The 14,404-nt window shown below is 70.7% G+C and carries 12 protein-coding genes; 3 read left to right on the top strand and 9 right to left on the bottom strand.

Features of this window, described 5'->3' with window-relative positions; all coding sequences use genetic code 11:
- Positions 1 to 44: 44 nt before the first annotated feature.
- The 6 genes from CCS38_RS25815 to CCS38_RS25790 form a co-directional block, all read right to left on the bottom strand.
- Positions 45 to 1,391 carry an MFS transporter gene (locus CCS38_RS25815; RefSeq protein ID WP_223735713.1) on the bottom strand — a complete coding sequence of 449 codons (1,347 nt, stop codon included), beginning with the start codon at positions 1,389 to 1,391 and terminating at the stop codon, positions 45 to 47.
- A gap of 131 nt (positions 1,392 to 1,522) precedes the next feature.
- Positions 1,523 to 2,305, bottom strand: a complete 783-nt coding sequence (locus CCS38_RS25810; RefSeq protein WP_223735712.1) for an HpcH/HpaI aldolase family protein — start codon at positions 2,303 to 2,305, stop codon at positions 1,523 to 1,525.
- Positions 2,302 to 3,075 (bottom strand): SDR family NAD(P)-dependent oxidoreductase, encoded by a 774-nt coding sequence (locus tag CCS38_RS25805; protein WP_223735711.1) that lies wholly within the window; start codon positions 3,073 to 3,075, stop codon positions 2,302 to 2,304. The genes CCS38_RS25810 and CCS38_RS25805 overlap by 4 nt, the downstream gene beginning before the upstream one ends.
- Entirely contained in the window at positions 3,072 to 4,382 is a 1,311-nt protein-coding gene (gene hisD, locus CCS38_RS25800; RefSeq protein ID WP_223735710.1) for a histidinol dehydrogenase, read from the bottom strand. Before hisD (CCS38_RS25800) ends, CCS38_RS25805 begins: the two co-directional genes overlap by 4 nt.
- 43 nt (positions 4,383 to 4,425) lie before the next feature.
- Positions 4,426 to 5,181, bottom strand: coding sequence for an alpha/beta fold hydrolase (locus CCS38_RS25795; protein ID WP_223735709.1), 756 nt, complete (start codon positions 5,179 to 5,181; stop codon positions 4,426 to 4,428).
- Complete coding sequence (locus CCS38_RS25790; RefSeq protein WP_223735708.1) at positions 5,181 to 6,317, bottom strand: cupin domain-containing protein; 1,137 nt, start codon at positions 6,315 to 6,317, stop codon at positions 5,181 to 5,183. The genes CCS38_RS25795 and CCS38_RS25790 overlap by 1 nt, the downstream gene beginning before the upstream one ends.
- A gap of 243 nt (positions 6,318 to 6,560) precedes the next feature.
- Here CCS38_RS25790 and CCS38_RS25785 point away from each other — a divergent pair, with 243 nt between their 5' ends.
- A complete protein-coding gene (locus CCS38_RS25785; protein WP_308050873.1) occupies positions 6,561 to 7,538 on the top strand; it encodes a LacI family DNA-binding transcriptional regulator in 978 nt (325 codons plus the stop codon).
- Here CCS38_RS25785 and CCS38_RS25780 read toward each other — a convergent pair.
- The 3 genes from CCS38_RS25780 to CCS38_RS25770 form a co-directional block, all read right to left on the bottom strand.
- Positions 7,531 to 8,949, bottom strand: a complete 1,419-nt coding sequence (locus tag CCS38_RS25780; protein WP_223735706.1) for an amino acid permease — start codon at positions 8,947 to 8,949, stop codon at positions 7,531 to 7,533. The genes CCS38_RS25785 and CCS38_RS25780 overlap by 8 nt on opposite strands.
- 68 nt (positions 8,950 to 9,017) lie before the next feature.
- The gene (gene hisD, locus CCS38_RS25775; protein WP_223735705.1) at positions 9,018 to 10,379 is read right to left on the bottom strand and encodes a histidinol dehydrogenase; all 1,362 of its coding nucleotides are present in this window, start codon (positions 10,377 to 10,379) and stop codon (positions 9,018 to 9,020) included.
- A 70-nt stretch (positions 10,380 to 10,449) separates the two neighbouring features.
- Complete coding sequence (locus CCS38_RS25770; protein WP_223735704.1) at positions 10,450 to 11,376, bottom strand: LysR family transcriptional regulator; 927 nt, start codon at positions 11,374 to 11,376, stop codon at positions 10,450 to 10,452.
- 134 nt (positions 11,377 to 11,510) lie between these two features.
- Between CCS38_RS25770 and CCS38_RS25765 the strand changes: the two genes are divergently transcribed.
- Positions 11,511 to 13,865 (top strand): ABC transporter ATP-binding protein/permease, encoded by a 2,355-nt coding sequence (locus CCS38_RS25765; RefSeq protein WP_223735703.1) that lies wholly within the window; start codon positions 11,511 to 11,513, stop codon positions 13,863 to 13,865.
- 48 nt (positions 13,866 to 13,913) lie between these two features.
- Positions 13,914 to 14,404 (top strand): hypothetical protein (locus tag CCS38_RS25760; protein ID WP_223735702.1); only part of this gene is annotated, 491 nt, incomplete at its 3' end.

The following is a 14,404-nucleotide window of genomic DNA, read 5'->3' as shown; positions in this document are numbered from 1 at the left end:
GGTATGGGTGTGGGCGTTGATGCGTCTGTATGGGGCTGCAGTCGTCAGCGGGCGAACTTGTCCGCGCCGAGGTGGCTTCGGTACGTCTCCGTCATGAAGGCGCTGACCACGACCAGGGCCAGTACCGCCGCCGCGGCGAGGTAGACCCACACGGCGTAGATCGTGTCGAAGCTGGTGACCAGCAGGGCGGCGACGAACGGTGTGATGCCCATGAAGACGGAGAACGAGCTGTTGTACGCGATGGCACTGGCGCTGAACCTGGTGCGGGTGGCGAAGAGCTCAGCGGCGCAGACCGTGACGATGCCGGTCAGGAAGAACTCCGGGATGATGTAGATGAGCTGGCTGGCGATCGCGGCGCCGAACGTGGCCTGTTCGCCGACGAAGAAGGCCAGTGGGACGAGGACGATGCAGGCGATGGCGCCCATGATCAGCATCGGCTTGCGGCCGATGCGGTCCGAGAGGATGCCTGCGAGGGGCAGCAGCGGGATGAGGACCGCGACCGAGATCGCGTTGGATGTCAGCGCCATCCAGCGGGGCAGGCCCAGCGTCCCCGTCAGGTACTCGGGGTAGAAGGTGACCCAGCTGTAGGAGAGGATCGCCAGCATCACCGAGACGCCGCAGAAGACGAGTATCGGCCGCAGCTGTGAGCGGAACGCCTCGCGGATGGGTGCCTTGACGACCTGGGTGCCGTCCTCCGTGGCGCGGATGAATTCGGGCGTCTCCTCGATGCGCTTGCGCAGCCAGACCCCGACCGCGCTCAGCGGGAGCGCGAGCAGGAACGGGATGCGCCAGCCGTAGGAGTTCAGGGCCGGCCCCTCGAACACCGCGCTGGTCAGCGCGGCGGTACCGGCTCCCGCGAGGATGCCGAAGAAGCAGCTGTTCGAGGCGTACGAGGCGTAGTAGGCGCGCCGCTTGGGCTCGGCCCACTCCACGATGAAGGCCACCGCTCCGACGTACTCACCGCCGGAGACCATGCCCTGGACGATGCGGATCACCAGGAGGAGGAGCGGTGCGGCGATGCCGATCTGCTGGTACGTCGGCAGTGCGCCGATCATGGCGGTGGTCACGCCCATGACCACAAGGGTCCACAACAGCGCCTTCTTGCGGCCCACCCGGTCGCCCCAGCGGCCGACCAGGGTGCCGCCCAGGGGGCGGAACAGACACGCGATCGCGATGAGCGCGTAGGTGCTCAGCACCGCGACGGCGGGGTCGCTGCCGGGGAAGAAGGCGGGGGCGAGGACCGGGGCCATGTAGCCGTAGAGCCCGTAGTCGAACTGTTCCACGAAGTTGCCGATACTTCCCGCGCCGATGGCCCGGCGTATCGCCTTCCGGTTCTCGGGGTCGGCGGTGTTTCTGTCGCCGGTGGCTGTGGGTGGCGCTACAGCGGACATGGCTTCTCCGTTCGCGCGGTGGGAGGGAGTCAGGAGGCACGTACGCGACTGTGGCGTGCATACGTATGAACTGGGGGGCTGTGCGGGACCCTAGAGAGGGCGGTGGGGCGCGTCAATGGGTGGGACGTGAATCAGATGTGGCGCTGCGCAGGCTCGGCACGAGGTGCAGTGAGGGCGCGGAAGGTGTCCATCAGGACGTGCGCCATGTTGTAGAGCACCAGCTGGGCACCCGCCTGCTCGGCGGCCCTGGCGCCCGCCGTGTCGGGCACGATGGACATGACCGCGCGGCCGGCGTCGTGTGCTGTCCCGTGCGTCGCGGCGATGAGCTTGTCGATGGCTTCCTTACCGGGGAAGCCGCAGTCCACGGTCAGGTCGGCAGGGCCCACCAGGACCGCGTCGATGCCTTCCGTGGCGACGATCTCCGCGGCCGCTGCACAGGCCCGCGCCGTCTCGATCATCGCCACGACCAGGGTCTCCTCCGAGGCGGCGAGGTGCTCGGCGGCCGTCACCGTACCGAAACGGCCCGCCCTGCTGTACGTGGCGAAGCCCCGCTCCCCCAGCGGTGGATAGCGGTCCGCCGCCACCGCCCGCCGTGCGTCCGCTGCACTGTCGATGTGCGGATGGATGAGGCCGGCGGCGCCCAGATCCAGGCAGCGCAGGGCCAGTGCGGGCTCGGCGGTACCGACGCGGACGAGTACGTCGATGCCCTGCGCGGCGGCCGCGGTGAGATGGTGCTGGAGCGCCGTGGTGTCGGCCGGACCATGTTCGCAGTCGATGACTACGTAGTCGAGACCGGCGACACCCGCCATTTCCACCAGCGTCTCCGACGGGAGGCGGAGCAGCGCGCCGTAGAGACGCTCCCCCGCGGCCAGCCGTTGTTTGAGGGAGCGGCGGCCCTCCGGCCGGGCCGTCATCGTGCCACCATCCCCGCGGACAGGTCGATGTCGGCGCCGCACAGGCCCGGCATCCGCAGCATCGCCGTCACGGCCGCACCCACCTCTTCCTCGGTGACCATCCGGCCGAGGGCCGACCGTGACACGAAGGCCGCCTCCGCCTCCTCGTAACTGCTGCCGGTCCGCTCCGCCTCCAGGCGGAAGTTGCGCTCCATCCGCGGGCCCGAGACCGGTCCGGGAGAGAGGGAGTTGACCGTGACGCCCAGCGGTCCCACTTCGCCCGCGAGTGTGGTGGTGAGGCCGATGACCGCCATCTTCGACGCGCAGTAGGGGGTGCGTCGCAGGAGCGGCCGCTTCCCCGACACCGAGGCGATGTTGATGACGTCGCCCGCGCCCCGCCCCGTCATGGCGGGCAGGAAGGCGCGGCACATCAGGAACACACCGCGGACGTTGACACTGAACACCTCGTCCCAGTCGTCCGCCGAGATGTCGGTCAGTGGGGCCACCGGCCCGGCGATCCCGGCGTTGTTGACGAGGATCGAAATCTCCTCGTCGGCGAGGCTTTCGGCGAGCGCCGCCACGTCGGCGGGGTCGGACACGTCGCAGACCCGGTGGGTGACGTCCGGGCCGAGTCGCGTTGCGGTCTCCTTGAGGGCGCGCTCGTTGCGGCCGGTGATGACCACGCGTGCGCCGTCGGAGAGCAGGGCGCGCGCGATGGCCGCGCCGAGTCCGCTGCCGCCGCCGGTGACGAGTGCGGTACGCCCTTCCAGTGGTGCGGCGGCGCCCGTCATACGTCACCCCCGACGTTCCACGGCAGGGTACCGTCGCCGTACTTCGCCGCCCGTACATCACCGGAGCGGGCGTGCCCCTCGAACAGCTCGACGCGGGCCGCGCGGCCGCACACCTCGCCCAGCCGCGCCGCCGAGGCGGGGTCCGTGACCTCCTGGTACGTCACCGTCTTGAGGTACTTCCCCACCCACAGGCCGCCGGTGTAGCGGGCGGCGCCGCGGGTCGGCAGGACGTGGTTGGTACCGATGACCTTGTCGCCGTACGAGACGCAGGTGCCCTCGCCGAGGAAGAGCGCGCCGTAGTCACGCATCCGGTCCAGGGCCTGGCGCGGGTTCTCAGTGAGGATCTCGACGTGTTCGCTGGCGTAGGAGTCCGCGATGTCGAATGCCTCGTCGAGGGAGTCGGCGACGACGATCTCGCCGTGGTCCCGCCAGGCCGGCTCGGCGAAGTCCTTGGTCGGCATGCCGGGCAGCAGCCGGTCGATGTGCCGCTCCACCTCGCGGCCGAGTTCCTCGGAGGTGGTGACGAGGACGGCGGGCGAGTCCGGGCCGTGTTCGGCCTGCGAGAGCAGGTCCACCGCGACGACGAACGGGTCGGCCTGCTCGTCGGCGACGACGAGGATCTCGGTGGGCCCGGCGAACAGGTCGATGCCGACCTCCCCGAACAGCTGGCGCTTGGCCTCGGCGACGTACGCGTTGCCCGGCCCGGCGATCAGCGGCACCCGGCCGATGCTCTCGGTGCCGATCGCCAGGGCCGCGACCGCCTGGACGCCGCCGAGCAGGTAGATCTCATCGGCCCCGGCCAGATGCATCGCGGCGACCGTCGCCGCGGGGATCTCACCGCGGATCGGCGGGGTGCAGGCGGCGACCCGGGGCACGCCCGCGACCTTCGCGGTCACGATCGTCATGTGCGCGGACGCGGTCAGCGGGTAGCGGCCACCGGGTACGTACGCACCTGCGCCGGCGACCGGCACGTGCTTGTGCCCGAGGTGCACGCCGGGCAGCGTCTCGATCTCGATGTCCTGCATCGAGTCGCGCTGTGCCTGGGCGAAGGTGCGCACCTGCTGCTGTACGAAGCGGATGTCCTCCAGCACCGTGTCCGGCACCCCGGAGACGATCTTCCGGATCTCGTCCGGGCCGAGCCGGAAGGACTCCGGGCTCCAGTTGTCGAACTTCTCGGAGTACTGGCGGACCGCCGCGTCACCCCGTTCGCGGATGTCGTCGAGGATGGCGGCGACGCGCTCGGCGACATCCGCGCGGGCCGCGCGCACCTCACCGGCGGGTATCGGGGACTTCAGATGACGGGGCATGGAGGGCTCTCCTCGGAGCGAGTGCGGAATGCGGTGGGGACGTTCAGAAGGTGGGCTGCGGTGGTTGCGTACGTTGTGCCGTCGCGAGCAGGTCGCGTACCGCGGCGGAGACAGCGCCCGGCTGCTGGATCGGCAGCAGGTGGCCCGCGCCGGGTACCGCGCTCAGCCGGGCACCCGGCACGGCCTCGGCGATCGCCCGGTGGAAGTCCGGCGGGCACAACGCGTCCCGGGTGCCGTACAGCACGGTCGTGGGGCAGCGGACGGTGCGCAGTGTGCCGTGCGCGTCGGAGCGCGTCGCCTGGGCGGCGAGCTGGGCGCGGGCGGGGTGCGGGCCGACCCGGTGGGCCATGCTCCGGTAGCGGTCCGCCAAGTCGCCGGGCGGTTCGGTCACATCGAACATGCCCGGCAGGGTCCGCTCGATGACCTCCTCGAACCGGCCTCCGGCAATCAGCTCGTCCATGGCACGCCAGGCGGCGTACTGCTCGGGGCGCGGGGCTCCCGCGTTGGTCGACATCGCGCAGAATCCCGCGACCCGCTCGGGCGCCCGGCGCAGTACTTCGAAGCCGACGATCGCCCCGAGGCTGAGTCCCACCAGGACGAACGGGCCGGGGACGGCGGACAGTACTTCGTCGGCCTGCCGGCCGATGTCCGGTTCCGTCAGTGCGACGTGGTGCACCTCATGGCGCTCGGGGAACGCCACGCCGGTCCAGAGGCCGTGGTCGCACAGCATGCCGGGGACCACGACGAGCGGCAGGGGTCCGGACGCACCGGACGCACCGTCAGGAAGCGCGGCGGCCATCAGCGGCGCGCGGAGCGGGGCAGCAGTGCGTACGGGGCGACGTAGCCGTTGTGGTCAATGCCCAGCCCGGCGTCGGCGGCGGCCTTGACCACTTCCTCGTCCCAGTCCAGGCGCACCCGGCCGTCGCCACCGTTGACGATCAGGACATCGCCCTCCGTGTCACCCACATTTCGCAGGGTGCGCCAGGCGTCCTGGGGGACGGAGAGGATGTCGCGCGGGCCGAGGCGTACCGAGACCGGGTCGGTGCGGTTCAGGGTGACTTCCCAGAGCCCGTCCTTGACGATCAGCGCCTGGGTCTCGTGCTGGCGGTGCAGCGAGATGCCCTGACCGGGCTCGGCACGCAGCCAGGCGGCGTTGTGTCCGTGCGGGTTGAAGATCCGGGGTTCCTGGTGCGGGTCCTCGGTCATGCCGTACCCGATGACGCAGCTCAGGCGTGCCCCGCCGCCCGGCAGGGTGCTGTCGAGGAAGGGCCGGTCGGACCAGACCAGTTCGTCCGCCGCGGCGACCCGCCGCTTCATCTGCTCGGGGCTGTAGCGGCGCAGCCGGTCGATGTACTCCTGCGCCATCGGCTCGGTGAGCTCGGTGCCCTCGGGGATCTCGTCGCCGGCGACCGTGTCGATGAGCTTGTTGTCGGCGGTGAGGTACAGGCCGTGGCCCTCCGCCTCGCGCAGCACCGTGGGGCCCCAGATGATGCCGCCGGTGTTGTCCATGCCGAGCACGGTGAACAGCCAGCCGTCGTCCTGGCCGGTGTTGGTGAAGCCGCGGAAGATCCAGGTGGGTACGGACACCACGTCGCCCGCCTTGAGCGGCAGTTCGCCCTCGGTGCCGTCGGCGCCCCAGCGCAGCAGGTACTCGCCCTCGGTGCAGACGAACACCTCGGCGGTGTAGTGCAGGTGGAGATTGTTCGTGATGCCGTGCGGCATGGCCGCCGCGCCGATCTGGAAGCCGTGCGGCAGGCGGAGGTTGACGTGCTGGCCGGAGGACTGCGAGACGCCGGGGCCGATCATCGCGTAGTTCTCCTTCCGGTCCGAGCCCGGCGTACGGCAGTCGATGAACGCCTGGTTGCAGGAGACGAAATCGCTGCGGCGGATCGTGCGGCGATCCAGTTCCGCGGTGGACACGACGACATCGGACATGGTCGCTCCTTCGCTCGAAGTGCGTGGGGAATGCTGTGGGAGTGCGTTGGGGGGTGCGCTGGAGTGCAAGGGACCCCGCTTGGACGCTTGGAATACGTATGCATTGATCTGACAGGCCCAGCTCCCGCACTGTCAAGGGGTCGGTGAAGACGGAGTGCAGACGTATACTCACCGCCGAGCGGGCAAGTACGGCGAACCGGGGCGAGGGGACGAGAACGACCGATGACGATTACAAGTCACGACGTGGCGAGGCTGGCAGGCGTATCGCAGGCCACGGTGTCCCGCGCGCTCCGCGACGACCACCGAGTGTCGGCGGCCACCCGGGAGAAGGTACGGCGGGCCGCGCAGGCGCTGAACTACGTGCCCAGCGAGGCCGGGCGGACGCTGTCCACCCGCTCGACGCGGCGCATCGGCGTGATCGTCACCGATCTGACGAACCCGTTCTACCCGCATGTCGTCGCCCCGCTGCACGACGAGCTCCATGCCCTCGGCTACCGAATGATGCTGATCACGGAGCGGTCCGACGAGGCGGTGGCGGGCGAGAACCTCCTGGACCAGTCCCTGGACGGGGTGGTCCTGGCCACCGCGACCACCGAGTCACGGCTGCCGGCCCAACTGGACCGCCGCGGCATCCCGTATGTATTTCTCAACCGCGACACCGGACAGCCGGGCGACTACGCGTCCGTCGTGGACAACGAAGGCGGCGGCCGGCTGGTGGCCGGCGTCCTCGCCGAGCTGGGACACCGCCGCATCGCGGGCATCTTCGGCTCGCCCAATACGACCACCGGCCGGGACCGCGAGCTCGGCTTCCGGCTGGCGCTGGCCGAGGCGGGGATCGGCCTGCCGGACAGCCGGGTCGTCCGCGGGGCGTTCGAGTACGACACGGGGTACGAGGCACTCCCCCGGCTGCTGGCCGCCGACGAGCCGCCCACGGCGGTGTTCTGCGGCAACGACGTGGTGGCCATCGGCGTGCTGAACGCGGCCGTCGCGGCCGGACTGCGGGTGCCGGACGACCTCACGGTGATCGGCTTCGACGACCTCCCGATGGCGGGCTGGGAGGTCTTCCGGCTGACCACGGTCCGCCACGACCTGCGGGAACTGGCCCGCCAGGCGGCACGGCTGCTGGTGCGCCGGATCACCGGCGAGGCCGACCCCGCCGGGGAGCGCCTCATCCTGCCGACAGAGTTCGTCCCGCGGGCCACGCACGCACGCCTTACTTGACCGCGGGCAGCGCAGGCGCACATTCCTCGCGCTCCCGCCCGCCGCCCTGCTTGCGCTGCAGCCGGAACCCCACAGTGACGAGGCCCGCCGCGAGACCGAACGAGAGCCACAGTTCGAGCCGGTGGCCGGGCAGGATCGCCATGAGGAGCAGCACTCCAGCGATGAAGACGATCGTCGCCACCGTGAGATAGGGGAACAGCCACATCCGCACCTCGGCCGTCCCCTGCTGCCGGCGCCGGGTGGCGTACTGGGTGACCGCGATGACCAGGTACATCATCAGCGCGATCGCTCCGCTGGACGCCAGCAGATACGTGAAGATCTTCGGCAAGAGATAGTTGGCGAGCACCGCGACGAGGCCGACGACGGTGGACGCGACGACCGCGTTGCGGGGCACGCCGCCGCGCGAGACGACGGCGAAGGCCGCCGGGGCGTCTCCCCGCTTGGCCAGGGAGAAGGCCATGCGGGAGGCGGTGTAGACGGCCGAGTTCAGGCAGCTGCAGACCGCGATGACGACGACCACGTCCATGATCTGGCGCGCGCCCGGGATGTTCATGCGCTCCAGGACGGCCTGGTACGAGCCGGCGGCCAGCCCTTCGGCGTTCCAGGGCACCAGGCTGACCACGATGAGGATCGAGCCGAGGTAGAAGAGGCCGAGGCGCCAGACGACGGCCTTGATGGCCTTCTTGATGTTCTTCCTCGGCTCCTCCGACTCCGCGGCGGCGATGGTGACGATCTCGCTGCCCTGGAAGCTGAACATCGCGGTGAGCAGCGCGGCGAGGACGGCGATCCCGCCCTTGGGCGCGAAGCCGCCGTTGCTCCAGAGGTTCGACACCCCGCTGGTGCCGGAGCCGGGCAGCAGGCCGCACATCGCGAGGACGCCGAGGACGAGGAAGCCCACGATCGCGATGACCTTCAGGAGCGCGAACCAGTACTCGAACTCGCCGTAGTTGCGGACGGCGAGCAGATTGGTACCGGCCAGTACGACGATGACCGCGAGGGCGGGGATCCAGCTGGGCACGCCGGCCAGTCCCCCGAGGACCTCGCCCGCGGCGATGGCTTCGATCGGGATGACGAGGACATAGAACCACCAGTAGAGCCAGCCGATGGAGAATCCGGCCCAGCGTCCCAGGGCGCGGTCGGCGTAGGTGGAGAAGGAGCCGGTGTCGGGGTTGGCGACGGCCATCTCGCCGAGCATCTGCATGACCAGGACCACCAGGGCCGCGGCGGCCAGGAACGAGAGGAGGACGGCCGGGCCCGCGGTGGCGACGGCGGTGGACGAACCGACGAACAGTCCGGCTCCGATCACGCCGCCGATGGAGATCATGGTGATCTGGCGGCCCTTGAGCCCCTGGGTGAGTTCTGCTCTGCCGGGGCCGCCGGACGGCGGCGGGACGGGTGTCTCGTGTGGCATGGGATGGTCCTCGGGAGAGTGTGCCGGGCCCCGCCTCCCCGGCTGCCGTGGAGGCGGGGCACGCGAGGTCAGAGCTGGTCGCGCAGGGCCGCGGGGACGGAGTCGAAAGCTTCCGAGCGTCGGCCGATCCTGTCAATGCGCAGGGTGGCGGTGGCTCCGTGGGCCGCCAGGCCCTCGAAGGCGGAGATCCGTTCGACGGCGGGGGCCAGGGCTGCCGTGCCCTCCTTGGCGGCCCGCTGGTAGGTCAGGGGCTTGAGGAAGCGGGAGACCGAGAGTCCCGCGTTGTAGCGGGAGGTCTTGCCCGTCGGCAGTACGTGGTTGGTACCGGCGATGCCCTTGTCGGAGTACGCCACCGTGCTCCAGGGGCCGAGGAACAGCGAGCCGTAGTTGGTCAGGTTCTCGAGGTAGAAGTCGTCGTCCTCGGTCTGGATCTCCAGGTGCTCGGGGCCGATGACGTCCGCCACCGCCACGGCCTCGTCGGCGTTGCGGACGACGATGACGGAGCCGTAGTCGCGCCAGGCGGCCCCGGCGATCTCCCTGGTCGTGAGCGTTTCGAGCTGCCGGTCGACCTCGGCGACGACCTTGCGGCCCAGCTCCTCGGAGGTGGTGATCAGCGCGGCCGGGGAGTTGGGTCCGTGCTCGGCCTGGCCGAGCAGGTCCGCGGCGACCCAGGCCGGGTCGGCGGTGTCGTCGGCGATGACGGCCACCTCGGACGGGCCGGCCAGCAGGTCGATGCCGACGCGGCCGAACAGCTGCCGCTTGGCCTCGGTGACGAAGGCGTTGCCGGCGCCGACCAGCATGTCGACGGGGGCCTCGCCCAGCAGCCCGAAGGCCAGGGCGCCGAGCGCCTGCACGCCGCCGACCGCGAAGACCCGGTCGGCCCGGGAGAGGTACGCGCCGTACAGCACGGCCGGGTGGGCACCGTGCTCACCGGACGGCGGCGTGCACGCCACGACCGTGGGCACACCGGCCGCCTTGGCGACGCCGACGGTCATGAAGGCGCTGGCCAGCAGGGGGAAGCGGCCGGCCGGGAGGTAGGCGCCGACGCGGGTGACCGGGACGTAGCGCTGTCCGCCCTGCACCCCGGGAGCGAGCTCGATCTCGAAGTCGGTGAGGTGCTCGCGCTGGGCGGAGGCGAAGCGGTGCGTCCGCTCGTAACCCATTTCGAGTGCGGTGCGGACGTCGGGCGGCAGGGCGTCGCCGGACTTCTTCAGCTCCTCGGCGCCGATCTCCAGGTCGCCGGACCAGCCGTCGAGCTCCTCGGCGTACGCGCGAACCGCGTCGAGGCCCTTGCGCTCGATGGTGGAGAGCATCTCCGAGACGCGCTCGACGACCTTGGGGTCGCGCTGCGCGGGCGGGCCGTCGACGGCCGGCTTCTTGAGCCACTGGAACGGGGCGAGGGCTGCTGCTTCGTGCTGCGTGATCTGCATGCCAGGGACGGTAGACGCGCCCCAGCCACAGGACTAGGTGAGTGATTCCTGGGGCTCCCACAGGGTTTCCCTATGTCTCTGTGGTCACCCGCTGGGCTTCGTCACGGAGCTCGCGGATGGTGTCCTCGGCGAGGCGGGCGAGTTCCCGGGTGGCCCGGGACAGCGGATGCCCCTGGCGCCGGACCAGGGCGATGGTGTCGTACAGCGGCTCGGCGAACGGCACGGTGTGCAGCCCTGCCGGGAAGTTCGGGCTGTCGATCACCGCGCGGCTGGCGATCGTGTCGCCCACCCCGGCCGCCGTGAGCTTGAGCGCGGCCTCGACCCACTCCAGCTCCATCAGCGGCTCCACCCGCACGCCCGCCAGCTGGGCGCGCTCGGCGATCTGCCGCCGGGTCGGGTCCTGCCAGCCGTAGTGGGCGTCGTACAGCACGAGCGGCGCCGCGGCGAAGGCTTCGATGGTGACGGGGGCGGCGGCGCGCTCCGGGTCCGCGGTGACGTAGAAGACCTCGTCCCGCATGAGCGGCCGCACGACCAGTCCCTCGTCGTCGATCGGCAGTACCACCAGTCCGGCCTCGATCTTTCCGGCGGCGACCGCGTGGGCCGTTTCGGCGGAGTTCTGCCCCACCAGGCGTACGCGCACGGCGGGGTACCGGGCGTGAAAGGTCTGCGCGAGGTTGGCGAGCAGGTAGTAGTCGGCGTTGCGCAGCACACCGAGCGTGGCCGTGCCACCGCCCAGCGACCCGAGGGACCGCACCGCCTTCACACCGCCATCCGCCGCCCGCAGTGTCTCCTGCGCGTACGGCAGCAGTTCCCGCCCGGCGGCGGTGAGGGTGAGCCTGCGGCTGCCGCGGACGAACAGTACGGCGTCCAGTTCCTCTTCCAGGCGCCGTACCAGCTCCGACACGGAAGCCTGCGCGATCTCCAGCGCGGCGGCCGCGCCGGTGAACGAACCGAGCCGCTCGGCCTCGACGAATGCCTTCAGCTGATTCAACGTCATGACGTGGCCCGCCCGGTAACTGGTCGGAGGAGAGTGCGGCGGGTGAGCGGTCTGAGCATGCGCGGCACTATAACGAGACTGCGGTGGTGTTCCTGGACAGGCGGGGGCCCGGTTGCGGCCGTAAAATTTCTGGTATGGCTGAGCGGTCGGATACTGCTGCCGCGCCTGAGCTCATCGTCGAAGCCGGGGGCGGCAGGCAGGTGCTGAGCCCGCTCCGGACGTACCACGTGGGGCGCGATCCCGCGAGCGAGGTGGTGCTGGAGGATGCCAGGGTCTCCTGGCATCACGCCGTGCTGCACACCACGGACGGCCACTGGGTGGTGGAGGACGAGGAGAGCACCAACGGTACGTACACCGAAGGGCGGCGGGTGCGGCAGTCGGACGTGGGGCCGGGCAGTGTGATCAGGTTCGGCAATCCGGCCGATGGTCCGTGCGCGGTGCTCAGCGGCGTGCCTCGACCGCCGCGAGCCGCCGGCCGGCCGTCCGCCGTCACCGCCGTCCCGTACCCCGCCGCCACCCGCACCTTCCGGCAGCCCAGCGCCGTGCGCCCCTTGCCCTCGGCGCGGGTCACCCGCATCGGCCGGGCGCCCGACAGCGACCTGGTCGTCGAGGACCTCATCGTCTCGCGTCGGCACGCGGAGCTGCGGGCGGGTCCGGAGGGGTACGAGATCGTCGATCTCGGCAGCCACAACGGTACGTATCTCAACGGCCGGCCGGTGACCCGCGCCCCGGTCGTCCCCGGTGACATCGTCGGCATCGGCCACTCCTCGTTCGTGCTGGTCGGCGAGGAACTGCAGGAATTCATCGACACCGGTGAGGTGTCGCTGGACGTGCAGGCGCTGGCCGTACGGGTGGACAAGGGCCGGAAGACACTGCTCGGGCAGGTGTCCTTCCCGGTGGGCGAGAAGACACTGCTGGCGGTGGTCGGGCCGAGCGGTGCGGGCAAATCGACGCTGCTCAACGCGCTCACGGGGCTGCGGCCCGCCGACGAGGGCACGGTGCTGTACGACGGCCGTGACCTGTACCGGGACTACGCCGAGCTGCGGCAGCGCATCGGGCTCGTACCGCAGGACGACATCCTGCACTCCCAGCTGACCGTGCACCGCGCCCTCGGCTACGCCGCGCGGCTGCGCTTCCCCGAGGACACCGCGAAGGCCGAACGGCAGGCACGGGTGGCCGAGGTCATCCACGAACTGGGGCTGGACCAGCGGAAGAACCAGCCGATCCACTCGCTCTCGGGCGGTCAGCGCAAGCGCGTGAGCGTGGCCCTGGAGCTGCTGACGAAGCCGTCGCTGCTCTTCCTCGACGAGCCGACCTCCGGCCTCGACCCGGGCATGGACCGCTCGGTGATGCACATGCTGCGCGGGCTGGCGGACGACGGCCGTACGGTCATCGTCGTCACCCACAGCGTGCTCAGCCTGGACGTCTGCGACCGGCTGCTCGTCCTCGCGCCGGGCGGGACGATCGCGTACTACGGGCCGCCGGAGGACGCCCTGCCCTTCTTCGGGTTCGAGGAGTGGCCGGAGGCGTTCGAGGCATTCGAGAACGACACGGACCGGGACTGGGCGGGACAGTTCGCCGCCTCACCGGTCCACCGGCGCTATGTGGCCGCGGAAACCCATCAGCCCCGGCGCGCCCCCGAGGCGCCGCGCGGCCCGGTCGCCGCGCCCAAGCCGCAGAGCTGGGGCGCGCAACTGCGGACGCTCGTACGGCGTTACACGGCGGCGCTGACGGCCGACCGTACGTTCCTGGTCATCATGGTCGCGCTGCCGTTCGTGATGGGGGCGATGGCGCATGCCCTGGCGGGCAGCGCGCTCACCCGGGACTCGGCGCTCAACGCACTGCTGATCCTGTGTGTCGGCGCGGTGCTGACGGGCGCCGCCAACGCGGTGCGCGAACTGGTCAAGGAACGCACGATCTATCAGCGGGAGAGAGCCGTCGGCCTGTCCAGATCGGCGTATCTGATGTCCAAGGTGCTGGTGCTGGGGACGATCACGGTCGTCCAGGCGGTGGTGCTGACCATGGTGGCGCTGTTCGGTGTCGAGCTGAACGCACCGGGCGGAAAAGGGGTGTTGCTGCCGCCGCTCATCGAAATCACGCTCGCCGTCGCCCTGTTGGCCTTCACCGCGATGATGCTCGGCCTGTTCGTGTCGGCGCTCGTGCGGAAGGAGGAGGTCACCATGCCACTGCTGGTCCTCCTCGCGATCGTGCAGGTCGTGTTCTGCGGTGCGCTGCTCAAGCTGCAGGGCGTCATGGTGCTCGAACAGCTGGCGTGGCTGGTGCCGTCGCGGTGGGCGCTGGGCGCCATGGCGGGCACGATCGATCTGCACCGGATCGTGCCGCAGGACATCACCGCCGATCCGCTGTTCCGGCACGAGGCGGGGATCTGGCTGCTCGACATGGGCATGTTGATCGTGCTCTCGCTCGTGCTCGGATTCCTGGTGGCCAAGCTGCTGCGGCGGCGGGAGCCCGAGATCATGCGCAAGTAGCCGTGTACGTACGTGTACGTAGGCGCGCGGAGCGCCGAGGAGTTGCCTGTGACCGTCCCCGACTTCCTCCCCAGCCATGTCGTCCCGCCGGACGGCCTGACGACCTGGTCGACGCCGGACGCCGCGTGGCCGGGTGTGCGGCTCGATCCCCTGCTGCCCGTCCAGGTCGTCGAACGCCGGGGCGACTGGGCGCTGGCGTTGTGTTCCAACGGCTGGTCGGCGTGGGTGGACGGGCGGCTGCTGCTGCCGGTTCCGCACGGCCCGCCGGCCGCCGGGCAGGACGCCGCCAGGACCGCTGATCCCCGGCCGTTGCTGGGCGCGGTCGCCGGTGACCTGAGCCGCTACCGGGAGCTGGTGGAGGAGCTGACCGCCGGACGGCTGGACGGCGAGTCGTTCGCGGAGCGGACCCGGGGCATGCGGGTGGGGGTGGTCGTGGACGGCGAGGCGATGTGGCTGTACGACGCGCGGCACGAGCGGTGGTGTTACTGCGACGGGGGGACGCTGGAGACGTACGCGGTGGAGCGGGGGCCGTCGGAGGG

The organism is Streptomyces purpurogeneiscleroticus (assembly GCF_020024005.1).
Taxonomy (GTDB): domain Bacteria; phylum Actinomycetota; class Actinomycetes; order Streptomycetales; family Streptomycetaceae; genus Streptomyces; species Streptomyces purpurogeneiscleroticus.
This window is presented reverse-complemented; position numbering and strand designations above follow the sequence as displayed.